General features: G+C 34.6%; 13 protein-coding genes. 9 read left to right on the forward strand and 4 right to left on the reverse strand.

Going from position 1 to position 14,873, the window contains the following annotated elements:
- The first annotated feature begins 11 nt into the window (after positions 1-11).
- The 3 genes from ACM26V_RS04710 (at position 12) to ACM26V_RS04720 (ending at position 1,319) form a co-directional block, all read left to right on the forward strand.
- Positions 12-212: a hypothetical protein gene (locus ACM26V_RS04710; RefSeq protein WP_416150289.1), complete on the forward strand. Its 201-nt coding sequence runs from the start codon at positions 12-14 to the stop codon at positions 210-212.
- A gap of 87 nt (positions 213-299) precedes the next feature.
- The gene (locus ACM26V_RS04715) at positions 300-854 is read left to right on the forward strand and encodes a histidine phosphatase family protein (RefSeq protein ID WP_416151786.1); all 555 of its coding nucleotides are present in this window, start codon (positions 300-302) and stop codon (positions 852-854) included.
- A gap of 147 nt (positions 855-1,001) precedes the next feature.
- The gene (locus tag ACM26V_RS04720; RefSeq protein ID WP_416150290.1) at positions 1,002-1,319 is read left to right on the forward strand and encodes a hypothetical protein; all 318 of its coding nucleotides are present in this window, start codon (positions 1,002-1,004) and stop codon (positions 1,317-1,319) included.
- Between the two features lie 101 nt (positions 1,320-1,420).
- Here the strand turns inward: ACM26V_RS04720 and ACM26V_RS04725 are convergent, their stop codons facing one another.
- Both ACM26V_RS04725 and ACM26V_RS04730 read right to left on the reverse strand, forming a co-directional pair.
- On the reverse strand, positions 1,421-2,242 hold the full coding sequence (locus ACM26V_RS04725; protein ID WP_416150291.1) for a hypothetical protein: 822 nt from the start codon (positions 2,240-2,242) through the stop codon (positions 1,421-1,423).
- A 397-nt stretch (positions 2,243-2,639) separates the two neighbouring features.
- The gene (locus tag ACM26V_RS04730; protein WP_416150292.1) at positions 2,640-4,703 is read right to left on the reverse strand and encodes a beta-galactosidase; all 2,064 of its coding nucleotides are present in this window, start codon (positions 4,701-4,703) and stop codon (positions 2,640-2,642) included.
- A 321-nt stretch (positions 4,704-5,024) separates the two neighbouring features.
- Between ACM26V_RS04730 and ACM26V_RS04735 the strand changes: the two genes are divergently transcribed.
- The 3 genes from ACM26V_RS04735 to ACM26V_RS04745 all read left to right on the forward strand — a co-directional run bounded on the left by ACM26V_RS04735 (position 5,025) and on the right by ACM26V_RS04745 (position 6,110).
- Positions 5,025-5,300: a hypothetical protein gene (locus ACM26V_RS04735; protein WP_416150293.1), complete on the forward strand. Its 276-nt coding sequence runs from the start codon at positions 5,025-5,027 to the stop codon at positions 5,298-5,300.
- Between the two features lie 121 nt (positions 5,301-5,421).
- Positions 5,422-5,874, forward strand: a complete 453-nt coding sequence (locus ACM26V_RS04740) for a hypothetical protein (protein WP_416150294.1) — start codon at positions 5,422-5,424, stop codon at positions 5,872-5,874.
- A 17-nt stretch (positions 5,875-5,891) separates the two neighbouring features.
- On the forward strand, positions 5,892-6,110 hold the full coding sequence (locus ACM26V_RS04745; RefSeq protein ID WP_416151787.1) for a hypothetical protein: 219 nt from the start codon (positions 5,892-5,894) through the stop codon (positions 6,108-6,110).
- A gap of 119 nt (positions 6,111-6,229) precedes the next feature.
- On the opposite strand, the gene ACM26V_RS04750 is transcribed toward ACM26V_RS04745, so the two are convergent.
- Positions 6,230-8,122 (reverse strand): diguanylate cyclase domain-containing protein, encoded by a 1,893-nt coding sequence (locus tag ACM26V_RS04750; RefSeq protein WP_416150295.1) that lies wholly within the window; start codon positions 8,120-8,122, stop codon positions 6,230-6,232.
- A gap of 415 nt (positions 8,123-8,537) precedes the next feature.
- Positions 8,538-9,095, reverse strand: a complete 558-nt coding sequence (locus ACM26V_RS04755; protein WP_416150296.1) for a histidine phosphatase family protein — start codon at positions 9,093-9,095, stop codon at positions 8,538-8,540.
- Between the two features lie 258 nt (positions 9,096-9,353).
- Between ACM26V_RS04755 and ACM26V_RS04760 the strand changes: the two genes are divergently transcribed.
- From ACM26V_RS04760 to ACM26V_RS04770, 3 genes are all read left to right on the forward strand, one after another.
- Positions 9,354-10,544 carry a DUF6946 family protein gene (locus ACM26V_RS04760; RefSeq protein ID WP_416150297.1) on the forward strand — a complete coding sequence of 397 codons (1,191 nt, stop codon included), beginning with the start codon at positions 9,354-9,356 and terminating at the stop codon, positions 10,542-10,544.
- 356 nt (positions 10,545-10,900) lie between these two features.
- Positions 10,901-12,886 (forward strand): EAL domain-containing protein, encoded by a 1,986-nt coding sequence (locus ACM26V_RS04765; protein ID WP_416150298.1) that lies wholly within the window; start codon positions 10,901-10,903, stop codon positions 12,884-12,886.
- 688 nt (positions 12,887-13,574) lie between these two features.
- Entirely contained in the window at positions 13,575-14,555 is a 981-nt protein-coding gene (locus ACM26V_RS04770) for an iron-hydroxamate ABC transporter substrate-binding protein (RefSeq protein ID WP_416150299.1), read from the forward strand.
- Positions 14,556-14,873: the final 318 nt, after the last annotated feature.

Consider the following 14,873-nt stretch of genomic DNA (forward strand, 5'->3'; position numbering starts at 1 on the left):
GGAGGGTTACTGTGATTAAGTCAGTCAAAGGACAATTTATTATTACACTTATTACAGCGGTTCTATTTGTTTTTCATATTTTTGTTAACGTCATTGAATTGAGTGGATTTATAGATATCCTCTTTTATTTTATTATGGTCTTTTCTGTTTACAATGCAGGTTTATTAACGCAAAAGTATATCCAAACAGATAAGGCAAAGAAGAATTTATAATCTCGAGAGATTGTGAATTAATAGAAAGTATTAAACATGCTAAAACATACATTGATTCTAGTATTAATAATTTATTACTATTTTGGAGTGATTGTATTGAATAAGGTCTATGTTATAAGACATTGTGAAGCTGATGGACAATCACGAGAGTCACAACTAACTAAAAATGGCTTTAAACAGGCAATAGAATTAGCTGACTTCTTTTACGGGGTAAAGGTTGACCGAATAATTTCTAGTCCATTTATCAGAGCACTTCATACGATAAAGCCATTGGCTGATAAACTAAAAATTAATATTGAAGTTAATAATTTATTATCAGAACGGATACTTAGTGATGAAAATATGCCTAATTGGTTTGAAAAACTAAAATATACATATGAAGACTTAGACATACAGTATGAAGGTGGAGAGTCAAGTAGAGAGGCAATGAATCGTATTGTTGAAGTTATTGAGGATGTTATTGATGCTGAAACTCAAAATACTATTATCGTTACACACGGAAACTTACTGTCTTTATTATTAAAATATTATAATGAGAATTTTGGATTTGAAGAATGGCTAAACCTTACTAATCCCGATGTTTTCAAATTTAAATTTGAAAATAATCAAATTACAAATAAACGAATTTGGGTAGAAAAGTAAAAAATAAGTTTGTGAAGTTTTCACTTAAACTAAAGAGGGAAGTTCAGTTGGCTTTTTTAAGGCTTTAAGGGAGAGGATTCTTCCTCAAGCGAGTCGCTTTTTCATTAAAATGGAATTTGGTTGAATAGGGATAGGGGTGAGGTAAAGATGAAATTAGTAAGCAGGATTCAGGAAAAATACAGAGAGAGTAATAAGTTACTTTTAGGTTTAAGAGTTCTGTTTAGCGCTAGCGCAATTTACTTTGCTGTTCAGGTGTTATTCATATCTATTTCCGGCTTAATAAGTTCGGATACTTCAACTGATTTTCCAAATGTATTACTTTTTGGGATGCTTTTCTCTTTAGGGTTAAATAATGCTGTTGAACTTGTTGAAATGATCGTTACCAAGAAAAAGAAATATTTTATACTGAACTTTATTACTACATTCTGTCTATTTGCTGTCTCCGTATATGTGTTAGGGGTATGAAATTGGAACCTTAACAAAAGTAATTTCTTAACGAACGTAGTTTTCATACAACAAACAATATTGTACACAACAGCTATCGCTTCTTCTTTTTATTGGCTTGCTTACTGTTCTTGATAAATTACCAAATAGAGATAACGAGAAATAAATATATTAAAGATGTGAAAGGGGATAGATCCCAACATTCGTTTGAAGTTGATCTTTAAAACTCCAAGACAAGCTAAGGATATATCGATGATCAAAGCAAAAATTAACATTGAAGAACGATTAAGTATTCCTGGTTTTGAAGCGTTCTTCATAGAAATATATGAGAAAACAGAACTGTAAATAGGTGCTATTACAAAGTGTTCTCTCCATGTTTCACCAAACTTAATTTGCCTTAGTAAAGCAGATACATACATTAAGGTAACTGATATCACATTGATCGATAAATAATATGCGATTGACAATGCCCACTTTTTTTTATTTGTAAGTGCTTTGTGAAAGAAATCACTAATATAAAAATAGAGATTAAGTAAAATAAAAGTGTAAATTGGCTTCCACCAATAAACTCTATACACTTCTAAGCGTATAAACAAATTTTCTATGAGGAAATAGAATAAACTAAAGCTACATTTCCAGCTCCATTTCATATTGTTTAATGTAAGAAATGTAGCTGAAATTGGTACAAATATGGCTTGAGACAGAATAGCTCCAAAAATTCCATCTACATAACGGTTTTTAAATATTGAAGGGTTATAATTGTAACCATAAAATAAATTTAAGACTGGGTATTCAAAAACGTATGCAAATCCTATATTAGATAGTAATAAAAGCCAAACACTTTTATGTTTTTTTCGTTTAAATAACTTAAAAATCAAATAAAGATGGATGAGAGTTAATATAAAAAAAGGTAGCGAGTTTTTATTAATGATTTTATTAAACAATAAAATTCCTCCTTGCCCAAGGTAAGTCGATATTTTAAGGTTTTGTTTAAATTAAGAAATATATGTGCTTAGATTTAATGAATTATCCGTTTGAAAAGAATAAATATTATAAAAAGTAATTTCCTGCTGAGGTGACCGCGGGGACGGTTCTAGTGGTTGAGAAAAGATCATTCATCTAGTTAGAAATGCATATAATTCATTTGACTAAAAGAACTCCGATGGAGATACGTAATACCCACTTCATAAGCATTTACTGTGTCAGCTAAGCAGAGAAGCACTCTCTTTCTTTAGAAAGAGAGTGCTTCTCGTAGCTAATCTAATCATTAGTTATAGGAAAAGATCTAACCGGGATTAACCGAAGGAACCGTCCCCCTGGTCATGGCGGCGCGGTAGTGATTTATAATGATTGGGGTAATTGTGATGAAAGTATCACAACCCCAAACGGTTCCATAACAACATCACCTTCCAATGCTTTATCTGTAAGAATATTGGTCCGCTTACTTTTTACCTGGATTGTTTGTGCGTCTTTCGAATAGTTCAATAGGAAAACATACTCTTTTCCGCTCTTCGCTTTCCTAATAGCTAACTCCACTTTTTGTGGGATAGCTAGCCACTCTTTTACAGGTGAAGTAATCTGCAATTCTTCTAGTAGAAAACTCGCTGATTTCTCTGTGAAAACACCGCCGTAATAATAAACCGTCCCTTTTCCTACGGAATGTTTTACCAATGCAGGCTTGTTTTCATAAAACGGGTCATCGTAGCTTCCTACTACTTCTGCATTCTCAGATTGAACTTGTAGCACCTCACTGAATCCGTCTGACTGAAACGTGCCAGTTTTTGTTGTAACGGAAGGTGCCAGATGATCTTCATTGTGAATAGAAAACTCCTCCACCGTCACTCCACTAAGCTCACTTACTACTCCAGGGAATGGCTTCATGTAACATTTCCCTGTATTATCCTTATAGCCCGTTCGGCAGCCGAATATCACATTTCCACCAGCTTTCACGAAATTCTCCAAAAGGTGTGATGTTTTTTCCGTCATAATCGCTGGGTGAGGGTAGATTAACGTAGAATAGTTCTGTAGATCTTCAACTGTTGTATTATCGTGAATATAGGTCACATTTGATGGAATATGACGATATTGCAACACTTTAAACCACGAAATATTACTTTTGTTAGAGAGAGGACCATGCCACAAATCTAATTCTCCGTCCCATTCATTGTCATAATCTCGAACGATGGCAACCTCCGCTTGATACTCAGTTCCCTTAATATCGTTACCTACTTTGATTAGCTCGTTTCCAATTATCGTAGCTTCTTCTACTCGGCGATTAGGCTGGTTATGATAATCATTAATGCCATGCCAATAAATCTCTGTGCCCATCGTTGCCGTTCTCCAGCGGAAATAAAGGACCATATCCGCTCCATGAGCAATAGATTGGTAAGTCCACAACCTCATTTGCCCGCGTTTGGGTGAAGGTTGTTGCATTCGATTCACCCAGCCACCTGGACCTGATTGCTGTTCAAACACGGCAAAGGTTGACGAGATACTTCTAACATTACTCAGATTCCAGCTCCATTTACGATCTAATAGCGGCTTATCCTCTTTGTCTGGAAAAATCGTGCTGAAGTTTGGATACGAATCATATGCGAAAAAATCGAGTAGATCATCTGTCATTTCGTGATTATTCAAATGTCCAAACAATCCATTTGTTGTGATCCAATGATGCGGTGCAACCTCTTGAATAATATCTGCCTGAAGTTTCGCATAGGCAATCGTACTATCAGAAATAAATCGCTTTTCATCCAACGCAAGATGAGGGTTCGGTGATTGGGATGGATTAGGTCTTGATAAATGTATTTGGTCCCAGCTCGAATACGTCTGGCTCCAAAAAACAGTTCCCCATGCTTTATTTACATTATCTAACGTCTCATATTTTTTCTTTACCCAGTTTCGAAAAGCTTTGTGGTCTGCGTCTGAATAAAAAACATTTATTTCACAGTTAAACTCATTATCAAGCTGCCAACCAATTACTGCAGGGTGATCTTTATAATGATCTACCATTTTCCGAACAATTCTAGCAGAAAGCTTATGGTAGATTTCTGCATTATAATTGTAATGTCTTCTTAATCCATGTTGAAGTTGAACACCTTCTTGCGTCACATTTAATACTTCTGGATATTTATGTGTCAGCCACGCTGGTGGAGTAGCTGTAGGTGTTCCTAGTACTACTTTTAATCCATACTCATGTGCCAAGTCAATGGCACGATCAAAAAGCTCAAAGGAAAACTCTCCTTCGGAAGGCTCAAAAATGGCCCAAGCAAACTCCGCAACCCTTACTGTGGAGAAGTTCATCTCCTTCATGCGTCGGTAATCGTCGGCCCAAAGCTCCTCAGGCCATTGCTCCGGATAATAACAAACACCTAATTGAAACTCCTCATTTTTCACAAATTTCTTCATCAACATATCCTCCTTGTAAGCTCAATGTTGACTACAATTATACACGAATGTGTAAGGTTTTCGTTTGCCTCTAATTTCCCCAGTGCAGTATAACTTTACCGCACTAGGGATCGGCACCTTTTCTGGTTAGTTTAATCAAGTGTATTATTTTCGTTAATCAAACAATATAGTTAGAAATAATAGTCGAAATGGTAACGGAAGCATAGAGGTGTTCTTATGGAGTTTTAGAATTTTTCACTTCAGAAATAATATTAAAACCTTTATAATTAAGGTGGATAGATCATTTATATAATAACAAGGGTTTTTCAGGAGGGGAAATAGATGGACAATAAAAAAGAAGAACTTATTAAAGTTTTAAAAAAGCAGTTGAAGGATGGAGAGAAAGTTACTTTTGAATTAAATGCCTTTGAATATAGAGATTTAGAGTCAAATAAATATTTTCTACTAAAAGATGGTTTTTTGTGCGAATATATTAATGACAATTTTAATAGGAGAGTAGAAGTTAATGAATTAGAAAAAATTTTAGATAAGATTGCTGTAAACAAGTTAAAGAACAAGGAACAATTAGATGATGTGAAGAATTTTTTAGATATTTAAGGAGCAGGATTTTTATTGTGGTGCCTGATCCCCAGTGCAGTATAATTTTACTGTTCTGGGGATCAGGCACTTTTTAAGTAATATATAACATTGACTCTCGGTCTTCTGCAACCAGCTCACATTGAGAAAAACAACGGCTACAGATATTATACGACAGACCAGTTTTAAGCAAACCGGTTTTTTGATAGTTAATATTTCGCAAGTGAAAGAAGGATACAACGTATCGGACATGATTCAAAAGAAAGAAGCAGAAATAAAAATGGAATGGAAAGTTGCATCTGACAAGCTCTCTCGGATAAAAACTTATCGAAAAGCACATAAAAGGGTGATTCTAATGAATTATCAAGCAGTAATGAAAGAGTTGCCAGTATGTATCGTTTATTCGAAAACACTGAGAGTTCCTAACTATGATGCTTATTTTAAGTTGGTTCCAGAGATTGGAGAAGAAGTAACAGCTGCCAATCCATCCTTGAAACTGTCTAAACCTGAGTATATTCCTTCATCATTTACCTTGATGGTGAGTATAAAGAGAAAGATTTGTGAGGTGGTGGAACAGTTCGGTGTAGAGCCATAGGAATTACTTTTAAGAAAATAGATAGTGTTCAGGCTGTTTCCGTTCTTCATAAAGGACTATACGATATAAATGGAAATACCTATGCTTATGTTTTCAAGTGGATGAAGGAAAATGATTACGCGGCAACGGGAAATCCAAGAGAGAGCTTTATTGATGGGATTTGGAACAAAGAATCTTCAAATGATTGGCTCACAGTACTTCAAGTTCCAGTAGAGAAAAATAATGAGAATTTCTAGTACTGGCACAATTGCTTTAAAACATTAATATAATTGGGGCAGGTGGTTAGAATATCATCAGTTCATATTAAGGGAACACAGGGACGGTAATCTGTCCCTGTGTTTTCTTATAAATGCTTTCAAAGCTCTTCTGTAATAGGTAAAGAATAAACTTGATTTCTTCCTGCAATCTTTGCTTGGTATAACGCCTGATCTGCTTTCTTTAATATGCTATTCATATCTTCTGTAGTATTTGGAATTACGGTGATTAGCCCAATACTTACAGTTACATAGTTGGAAATGAGTGATTTTTCATGGGCTATTTTTAATTGTTCAATTTTCTGCTTTATTTTTTGGGCGAATTGTTCCGCTTCCTCTTTACTGAGCTGAGGAATCACATAAACGAATTCCTCACCACCATATCTTGCCACTAATCCATCTGTTGATTTATTAATTCTTTCTTCATTTAATGATTGTGCAACGAGCTTTAAACACTCGTCGCCCTGTTGATGTCCATAATAATCATTGTAATTTTTAAAGTAATCAATATCTAAGAAAAGAATCGATAAGGGTGTTTTTTCTTGTGCGGAAATTTCATATTGCTGCTTATAGTATTCATCAAATTGTCTTCTGTTTGGTATGTTTGTCAGTCCATCAATGAGTGCCATTCTTTGTAGTTTTTCGTTAAGTTCCTTTAACTTTTTATTGGACTGTTGAGTTTGTTGCGTGCGTTGTTCTACCTTGATTTCAAGTTCGCTATTTAATTGCGATAGATCTTTGGTTAACTCCACTGAAAGATCCAGGGAAGAGGAGAGTCTTTTTGATAGTACTAAAGAAAAGCATATGATGAAAATGCTGATACCAATTGGATAATAAGTCGATTCAGGTCTGTTAGAGTTAAATAAAGAAGTAAAAATATCCAAAAGAATGGTGGTCATTAAAAAGCTAATCCCCGTAATTAAGTAATAACTTCCATCCTGCTTTGCCTTCAATGATTTAATTACAACAGTAATACCATAACAAACACATATAATCATAAAAAACTGAAAATAGACTATAAATGAAAGATAAGTTTGAGCTGTTGTAAAAATAGTAAGTAGGGCGTAAAAAAATGTAACAATAATAGTACTTAATGTAAACCATTTACTACTTTGCTTAGGATACAGGCGAAACAAGACCATTGCTAATAGTGGGATATGGCTATAGAGACTTATGAAATCCAATTTCATTGCGATATTCCAATCGATGTTTGGAAATATTTTTGTGAAGAGAACATTTCCAACCATTGAATAGCGGAAAGCAGCGACTAAACAATATGCTCCGAAATAAAAGAAATAAGTTTCTGTCATTCTGAAAAAACCAAGTCCAATATGGTAAATGCTAGATAGTAATAAAATGCCAAACAATATCGATCGTAAAATAGTTTCATAGAGGTGGTTATGATGAATATTCTCTGATTTACCTAATATGATCGGTTCCAATAATCCGCCGGTATTATAATTGTAATTAGATATTTGTAGGGTAACAGAGAATGTTTTGTTTTTTTGTGAAAAATACACCACCTGAGGTTGTTTCTCAGGAATACTAGTTGCTTCATTCGTACTAACCTGACCGTTTGTAGCTAGGAGTTTGTCATCAATCCATAAATTGAAATTAGATTGCATGTAAGGAATTTTGAGTCCCATCACTTCATTTATTTCGTTCATGGAGACTTTTAGCCTGTAAGTTGCAAAGCCCTCCTTTGGAAGAGGTTCACCATCTAGTGATTGTGTATGCCAGACACTAGGTATATCGATAACATCAGTTTGTTTCATCTTAGATTCGCTTTTGAAATCAGTGGGGTCAAGTAGTTGGTTCCAATGAAGGTCCCACTGTCCATTTAAGTTCACTAAAGATTCTTCGCTGTCCCATTCAGAAAGATCAAGCTCGCCACCAATTGCAGTGAAACTGGTATCAACATTTTTATGTGGAGCGGAACATGCTGGTAAAATGATAGTCACAAACAATAATAATATTATTAAGTATTGTTTCATATTGTTCACCTCTTTCATGGTGACTAAAGTTATATAACTTTAGTTGTGTTATTCCATTTAATAGTGAAAAAAGTATTCATATGTAGGAAAATTATATCATATTGTGAGAGCGTGAGGGGAAAAGATTTTTTCTTGTTTTCACTTAATTTTTGGGACCATAAACAATGAATAAAATAGGTGACTTAACTTTCGTAGATAGAAAAAAATTCAATTTATCTAAGGGAGGGTTTATATGTCGGTATTTTTAAATCTTGTTGTCATCCAATCAGACAACTTAGAGATGTTAATTCCATTTCATCAAAAACTATAATCAATAATTCATTTAAAAAGGAAATCAAGATCTTCTAAATCGAGTATTGTTAATACTTTTCTTGTACAAATTGGTATTACTGTATAAGCTGATTTAGAAATGAGATTAAAGTCTTTCCCATAATTTAATTACATTTCTTAGCTCCCTACCATCAAAAGTCAATTTATAAATATCCGGCATATCAAGATTTTCCCAAAAAGTGAAATCATACTGACTATCGAAATAGTTCATAATTAAAGCCATTATATTTCCATGTATGCCGATAACAATGTTTTTACGATTGTAAGTATCTAATACAGTATAAGTGGTTTCTACGCCTCTTTTTTGAGCAGTATCATTAGACTCGCCACCTTCCCAAGAAAAACTGGAATCCTCCCATACTTTTGTTATAGCAAGAATAAAATCATCCGCGGGAATTGAAGTTAAAATCCTTTCTTTAAACCCATCTAATATTTCAACCTCTTTATCTATGTGTTTAGCAACGCCTTTCACTGTTTGGATAGCACGCTTATACGGGCTAGAAATAACAATGTCAATTTTCTCGTGCTTTAATAATTTAGTGACTTTCATTGCATCAGAAATACCTCTATCTGATAAAGGTCTGCCTAATTCATCTGGTGTATATGTAGAATGTGCGTGCCTAACAAAATATAAATTAGTCATTTTAAAATCAACTCCTAATATAAAGTGCTATATTACCATTTTTTTGATAGATTATCTGTACATCTAATAATACCAAAAATTTTGGTGCCTAGTTCTTTAATGCAGTATAACTTTACCTCATTGGGGGGGCAGTCACCTTTTATTGTGTTGTTTAATGGGAAACGGATCGGGAATTATAAGAAGTGTGTGTAGATTATTTTAGCAGTCAGTCATATTTGTCGATAATTATTAATCTAAAAACTTAGAGGAGGAAAAGTTGTGGGAAAGTATTTTTTACCTTCAAGTGGGAAAAAAAGTTGGAAAAGTTTATTGACTAATCCGAAGAAACAGTGGAAATCCGGTTACTCAGCAAAAGAGTTGGCGAAGTGTTGGGAGGAAGCGGAAGGGTTTCCGACTTCTGTTGTAACAACCTTCGAAGAAAGTCAAATAACTTTATTAAAAGATGTAGAATTTTTATTTGGATTTCCAGAATACAAGGTTTCTTTGCTAGGTGGATCAGCAACTTCTCAGAACGATCTTTATGTTTTAGCGAAAGCAGGTAAGGAGCTTCTGACGATCATGGTAGAAGGAAAAGTTACCGAATCTTTTGGGGCAACTATCGAAACTTGGAAAGAAAAAAATCCGACCAGCGGAAAAATAGAAAGGCTGTTTTATTTACTCGATACGTTGAATTTAAAAGAAGATTCAGTGTTGGAAATACGCTATCAATTACTGCATCGGGCTGCTTCCGCGCTTATCGAAGCTCATCGCGTGCAAGCTAATCATGCACTAATTCTCGTACATTCTTTTAGTGAAACAGGAAAAGGGTACGAAGATTATGCTGATTTTGTAAAACTGTTTGATTTAACGCCAAAAGAGGACAAGGTTGTCGGTCCAATTTCACTAAACGGAGTGAACGTATACTTTGGTTGGATTAATGAAGTAAAGGAAGTTGAGGTCAGCCATATTGATGAAAATAAAATTCTATTACCGAATACATTAAGAGGTAGAAGCATCCATGAGAACGTCATACCAACAGTTGGCAACATAAAGAACATGATAAAGAAACTTACAGAAGTGAATGGAGACTTATCACAACTTAAATCGTGGGAAAAAAGAAGTTTTCGAGCGTATCAAATAGATGATATTAAGAGTCAAGTCATGGAAGCAAGTCAATCCGATCAAATAAAGCTAATTAGGAATCACATTTTAAATGGAGACCCAGCAGATTTTGGAGCGAGCTGTATAGACATCTATTTAGTGGCATTTGTAGCAGAAAATTACGGAGCGGGAAAAGAAACATTCATAGACTATGTAATGACAAATGGTATTACCGATAAAGCTAATTCTGCGCAAGCAATATGGCAAGTTGGAAAAGGTGACGGTGTATTCCTAAATATCCTCCATAAAGACGGCTCTGTGAAGGATTGGAGTTTCATTGCGTCTTGGATAAAAGGACCTATAGAATAGTACATCGGGAGAAATTCATACACTTGCTTGACACAACTAGGTAACTAGGGAGAAGCGTAGGGACGTTTTGGCACCAGTGAAAAAGTCTATTTAAATCATTGCATTGATCAAAATCGATGGAGAATTACTAATCTGACATTATAAAACTTGCTAGTTTACTTGATATTCATGGTACAATAAACCTAAGAAAATCACGCGAAGGAAGACACTGGAATTAAGGTGCCTGACTCCCGGTGCAGTATGACTTTACCGCACTTGGTGCAGGCACTTTTTGTTATTTTTTGTTATATTATTATAATTTTTCATGGAGTATGAATGCACCTAAGAATCTACTTGAACGGAGTTGATCGACAAGAATGTTAGAACAATACAATTATTTCATCGTGGGTCTTTCCGTGCTAATTGCTATCGTTACTTCTGTATTAGCACTTAGTATTACGGCAAAGTTATCTTATTCAGAACGGAAAAGTAAAATCTTTTGGCTAATTTCTGGATCTATCGTGATGGGATCAGGAGTTTGGTCCATGCATTTTATAGGCATGATGGCGTTTCAAACACATGATTCCGTTTCCTATAATGTATTGATTACAATTTTATCTATGTTTGCGAGTGTCATATCATCTTTTATTGCATTTTATATCACGATGCCAAAAGTTATAAAATGGTATCGCATTGTAATTGGTGGTCTGATAATGGGAAGTGGCATTGTGAAGATGCACTATTTAGGTATGGAAGCAATGCAAATGGATGCAACATTAACTTACGATATGAAGTTAGTCGCATTGTCTGTTCTTATTGCATTTATAGCATCTTATGCAGCTCTTTTTCTATTTTTGCGTTTTCGTAATCAATCTTCTTCCAAATGGTCGCAAGGGTTATCTGGGATCGTGATGGGATTTGCTATTGCTGGCATGCATTATACTGGTATGTTAGCAGCTAACTTTGAGATGAATCATGCGATGGAACATAGTGCTACTACATCTGATAATCGTTTTTTATTCATTGGAGTAACATTGACAGTATTCGTCATTTTGCTTATTTCTTGGGGAACAATGCAATTTGATAGACATGTATTAAAGAAGCTTGCATATCAGGATACAATTACGCCACTACCTAATCGCAACGCCATGAGACTTTTTTTTGATACGTATCAAAAAAATGAATATATCGGTGTTTTATTCCTTGATCTAGCTCAATTTAAATCGATTAATGATACGATGGGACATCATATTGGAGATTTATTGTTAAGGAATGTTGGGTCTAAACTTGATGAAATGTCTACTGAAGATCAGCAAGCATATCGAATTGATGGCGACGAATTTGTCTTTGTGATTAAGCGTTGTGACGGAATAAAGACGATCGAATTAGCGAAAGCCATCATCAATGAGCTTAACCAACCATTTTTTATAGAAGGTAATGAAATACATTTTACAACGAGTATTGGCATTAGTTTTGGTTCAATAAAGCAAGCAAAAAGCACGAAATTATTAGAAGAAGCCGCTATAGCAATGTATAATGCTAAGGAATTAGGAAAAAATCAATTTGTTGTTTACTCAAATGAAATGGGTATAGTGGAAAAAAGAAAAATGGAACTAGAGCAAGACCTTTCTCAATCTATAAAGAAGGATCAATTGTTTTTAGTGTACCAACCAAAAGTGGACGTAAATATCAATGGAATAATCGGTGTGGAGGCATTAATTCGTTGGAAGCATCCTAAGTTTGGAGTAATATCTCCAGGTGAATTTATACCGATTGCTGAAGAAAGTGAATTTATCTTTGAGCTCACTGAGTGGACCCTAAAGGAAGCGTGTCTTCAATGCAAGCATTGGAAAAATCAAGGAATAAATCTACCAGTCGCTGTTAATTTATCAGTGAAATTATTTAAAAGGTCAAATGTAAAAAATATGATCGCTATTATTTTAGATGAATACCGATTAGCACCTGAATACTTAGAACTTGAGGTGACAGAATCAATTATTTATACGAACCTTGAAGCTACTATTGATCAATTAAATGACATAAAAATGCTAGGTGTTAAATTATCTATGGACGATTTTGGGACTGGTTATTCTTCCATATCACTATTGGATTTATTACCTATTGATACACTTAAGTTAGATAAATCATTTATACAGCATATCGAAAATACTAAAAAACAAATTATTATTGAAGGTATTCTTTTTATAGCTGAAAAGCTAGAGCTGAAAGTGATAGCAGAAGGAATAGAAACAAAAAAAGAGGAAGAGTTGTTAAAAAAACTTGGTTGTTTTGTCATGCAAGGTTATTATTATAGCAAACCAATCAGTGCGGATGAAATAATAGAGTTATGTCAAAAAAAGTAGCGAGGAAGAGAAACTGGACTTGAAAAAGTTCAGTTATTTTTGTGATATGCAAGAAATGAAACTTAATAGTATTATAAATGAGAAATTTACCAATTGTTGACAATATAAATACATATACTAACCTATCATAAAATAATCATTTAATTTCATAGACTCTGTCATAAAGTAATCTGACAGGATGCATTATGTTAAGTCATTTTTTTGAGTGGCTAAGAAAAGGAGTTTACATACTTGAGTCATACGTTTTAAGTGATTAACCAAAGAAATTGACGCGAAGGAACTTTGGGACATAATTTTCTCCAGTGAAAAATTTATTTGTAAAATGTAAGGGAATAACCTATACTTAAATGATAATGATAATCAATATCATTTATGGATGGAGGAGTAAATAGTGATGGAGAAAGTGAAACTTTCTGATGTAACGATAATAGAGGGAGGTCTTGTAGAAGGTATTTATGCGGAAGGGAATCATTAAGAGAAAATGCTTATAATAGCAGGGGTATTTCAAGATGCTGCAAATGCAGTAAACGAGTCCAAGTAATATATTGAACTTGATTCAATAACAGGTGAAATGATGTCGTCACATAACGATATTTTAAAAAGCGTAATCTTGAGATTATTAAGCAAATAATGACAAAATAAATAGAAATAAACGTAAGATACTATCTATAATCTGGAGGAAAATTAAATGACTATTAAAAGAATACCGATCTTTATTTTGACAGTAGTTCTAGTAACTTTATTGGGTGCTTGCGGATCTGAAAGTAATGGAGCAGCGGAGGAATTAGAGAATTCAGATAGTGTGGAAGTTTCAGAGACCAGAGTCTATGAAAGTGTGAAAGGAGATATAGAATTACCCACAAATCCGGAAAGAGTGGTTGTTGCTGTCCAAGATTATGTTGGTGATGTGCTGGCATTAGGCGTTACACCTGTTGGAGCTGCAGGATGGGTGTTTGACACACCATATTACGAACAACAGTTAAAAGATGTTGAAAGTGTTGGGGAGACGATGGTGTCGGTCGAAAAAATAACGGGACTCAAACCAGATATCATTTTTACATATTCAGAAGAACAGTATGAAGATCTCTCAAAAATTGCTCCCACTGTTTTTATTCCATACGGTGAATTTGATTATCGAGAGCGCTTAAAAGAGTTTGGAAAGATCTTAGGTAAAGAAAAGGAAGCGGAAGAATGGTTAGCCAATCTCGATCAGAAACTGGAAAAAAAGAAAGAAGAATTATTTCAGCATGTTGATAAGGATGATAAAGTAGCAATAGTGGAGCTTGCACAAAAGGAGATCTATTTAATGGGTATTTCCTATGGGCGTGGTGGAGAAATTCTGTACAACGAACTTGATTTTAGTGCACCATCGAAAGTAGAGGAAGCCGTGTCTGAAGATGGATGGGCATCAATTTCACTAGAAACTTTGCCAGATTTTCTTGGTGAAGCAGATCATATATTTTTAGGAGTAAGAGATTCAGAAGTAGGAGTAGAAGGTGGAGAGGATAGAAAAGATGATATCACTTCGCTCAGTTTGTGGGAAGAGCTCCCAGCAGTAGAGGCAGGTAATATTTATGAGTATGAAGTACAAACAATGTATTTTCAAGATCCTATCGCTTTAGATAATCAATTAGATTTTATCGTCGAAGAAATGTTATCGAGCGAGTGATCATTTAAAAAGTGAGAGATTCTCAATGTGATTTGCGTAATTATCGTTCATAGTGGGCTCTCGCTATTTTTATAAAGAAAGAGTATCTAGTAGCTTACTTGGAGCCTTGGTGGACCCTGTCCATTAAGGCTTTGTTTAAGTGTGCCCGGCATGTCTAACAACTTGGTGGTGAAAGTCCACTACAGGCTTGGTAGTAGGAACTGTTAGCGGAAGGCAAGGGTGTCCATCGTGAGGTGGAATCTGAAGGAAGCCGGAAGCAAAATCCTGGGGTGACGAATAGAAATTGGATATAAGGCTGAATAGAGAAGGATAAGTTTG

Source organism: Salipaludibacillus sp. HK11 (assembly GCF_047795645.1).
In the GTDB taxonomy this organism is placed as follows: Bacteria; Bacillota; Bacilli; order Bacillales; family Salisediminibacteriaceae; genus Salipaludibacillus.

Coding starts and splice junctions, on each gene's coding strand:
- ACM26V_RS04765 (WP_416150298.1), top strand. CDS start 10,901: ATGTTAGAACAATACAATTATTTCATCGTGGGTCTTTCCGTGCTAATT.
- ACM26V_RS04735 (WP_416150293.1), top strand. CDS start 5,025: ATGGACAATAAAAAAGAAGAACTTATTAAAGTTTTAAAAAAGCAGTTG.
- ACM26V_RS04755 (WP_416150296.1), bottom strand. CDS start 9,095: ATGACTAATTTATATTTTGTTAGGCACGCACATTCTACATATACACCA.
- ACM26V_RS04720 (WP_416150290.1), top strand. CDS start 1,002: ATGAAATTAGTAAGCAGGATTCAGGAAAAATACAGAGAGAGTAATAAG.
- ACM26V_RS04750 (WP_416150295.1), bottom strand. CDS start 8,122: ATGAAACAATACTTAATAATATTATTATTGTTTGTGACTATCATTTTA.
- ACM26V_RS04770 (WP_416150299.1), top strand. CDS start 13,575: ATGACTATTAAAAGAATACCGATCTTTATTTTGACAGTAGTTCTAGTA.
- ACM26V_RS04730 (WP_416150292.1), bottom strand. CDS start 4,703: ATGAAGAAATTTGTGAAAAATGAGGAGTTTCAATTAGGTGTTTGTTAT.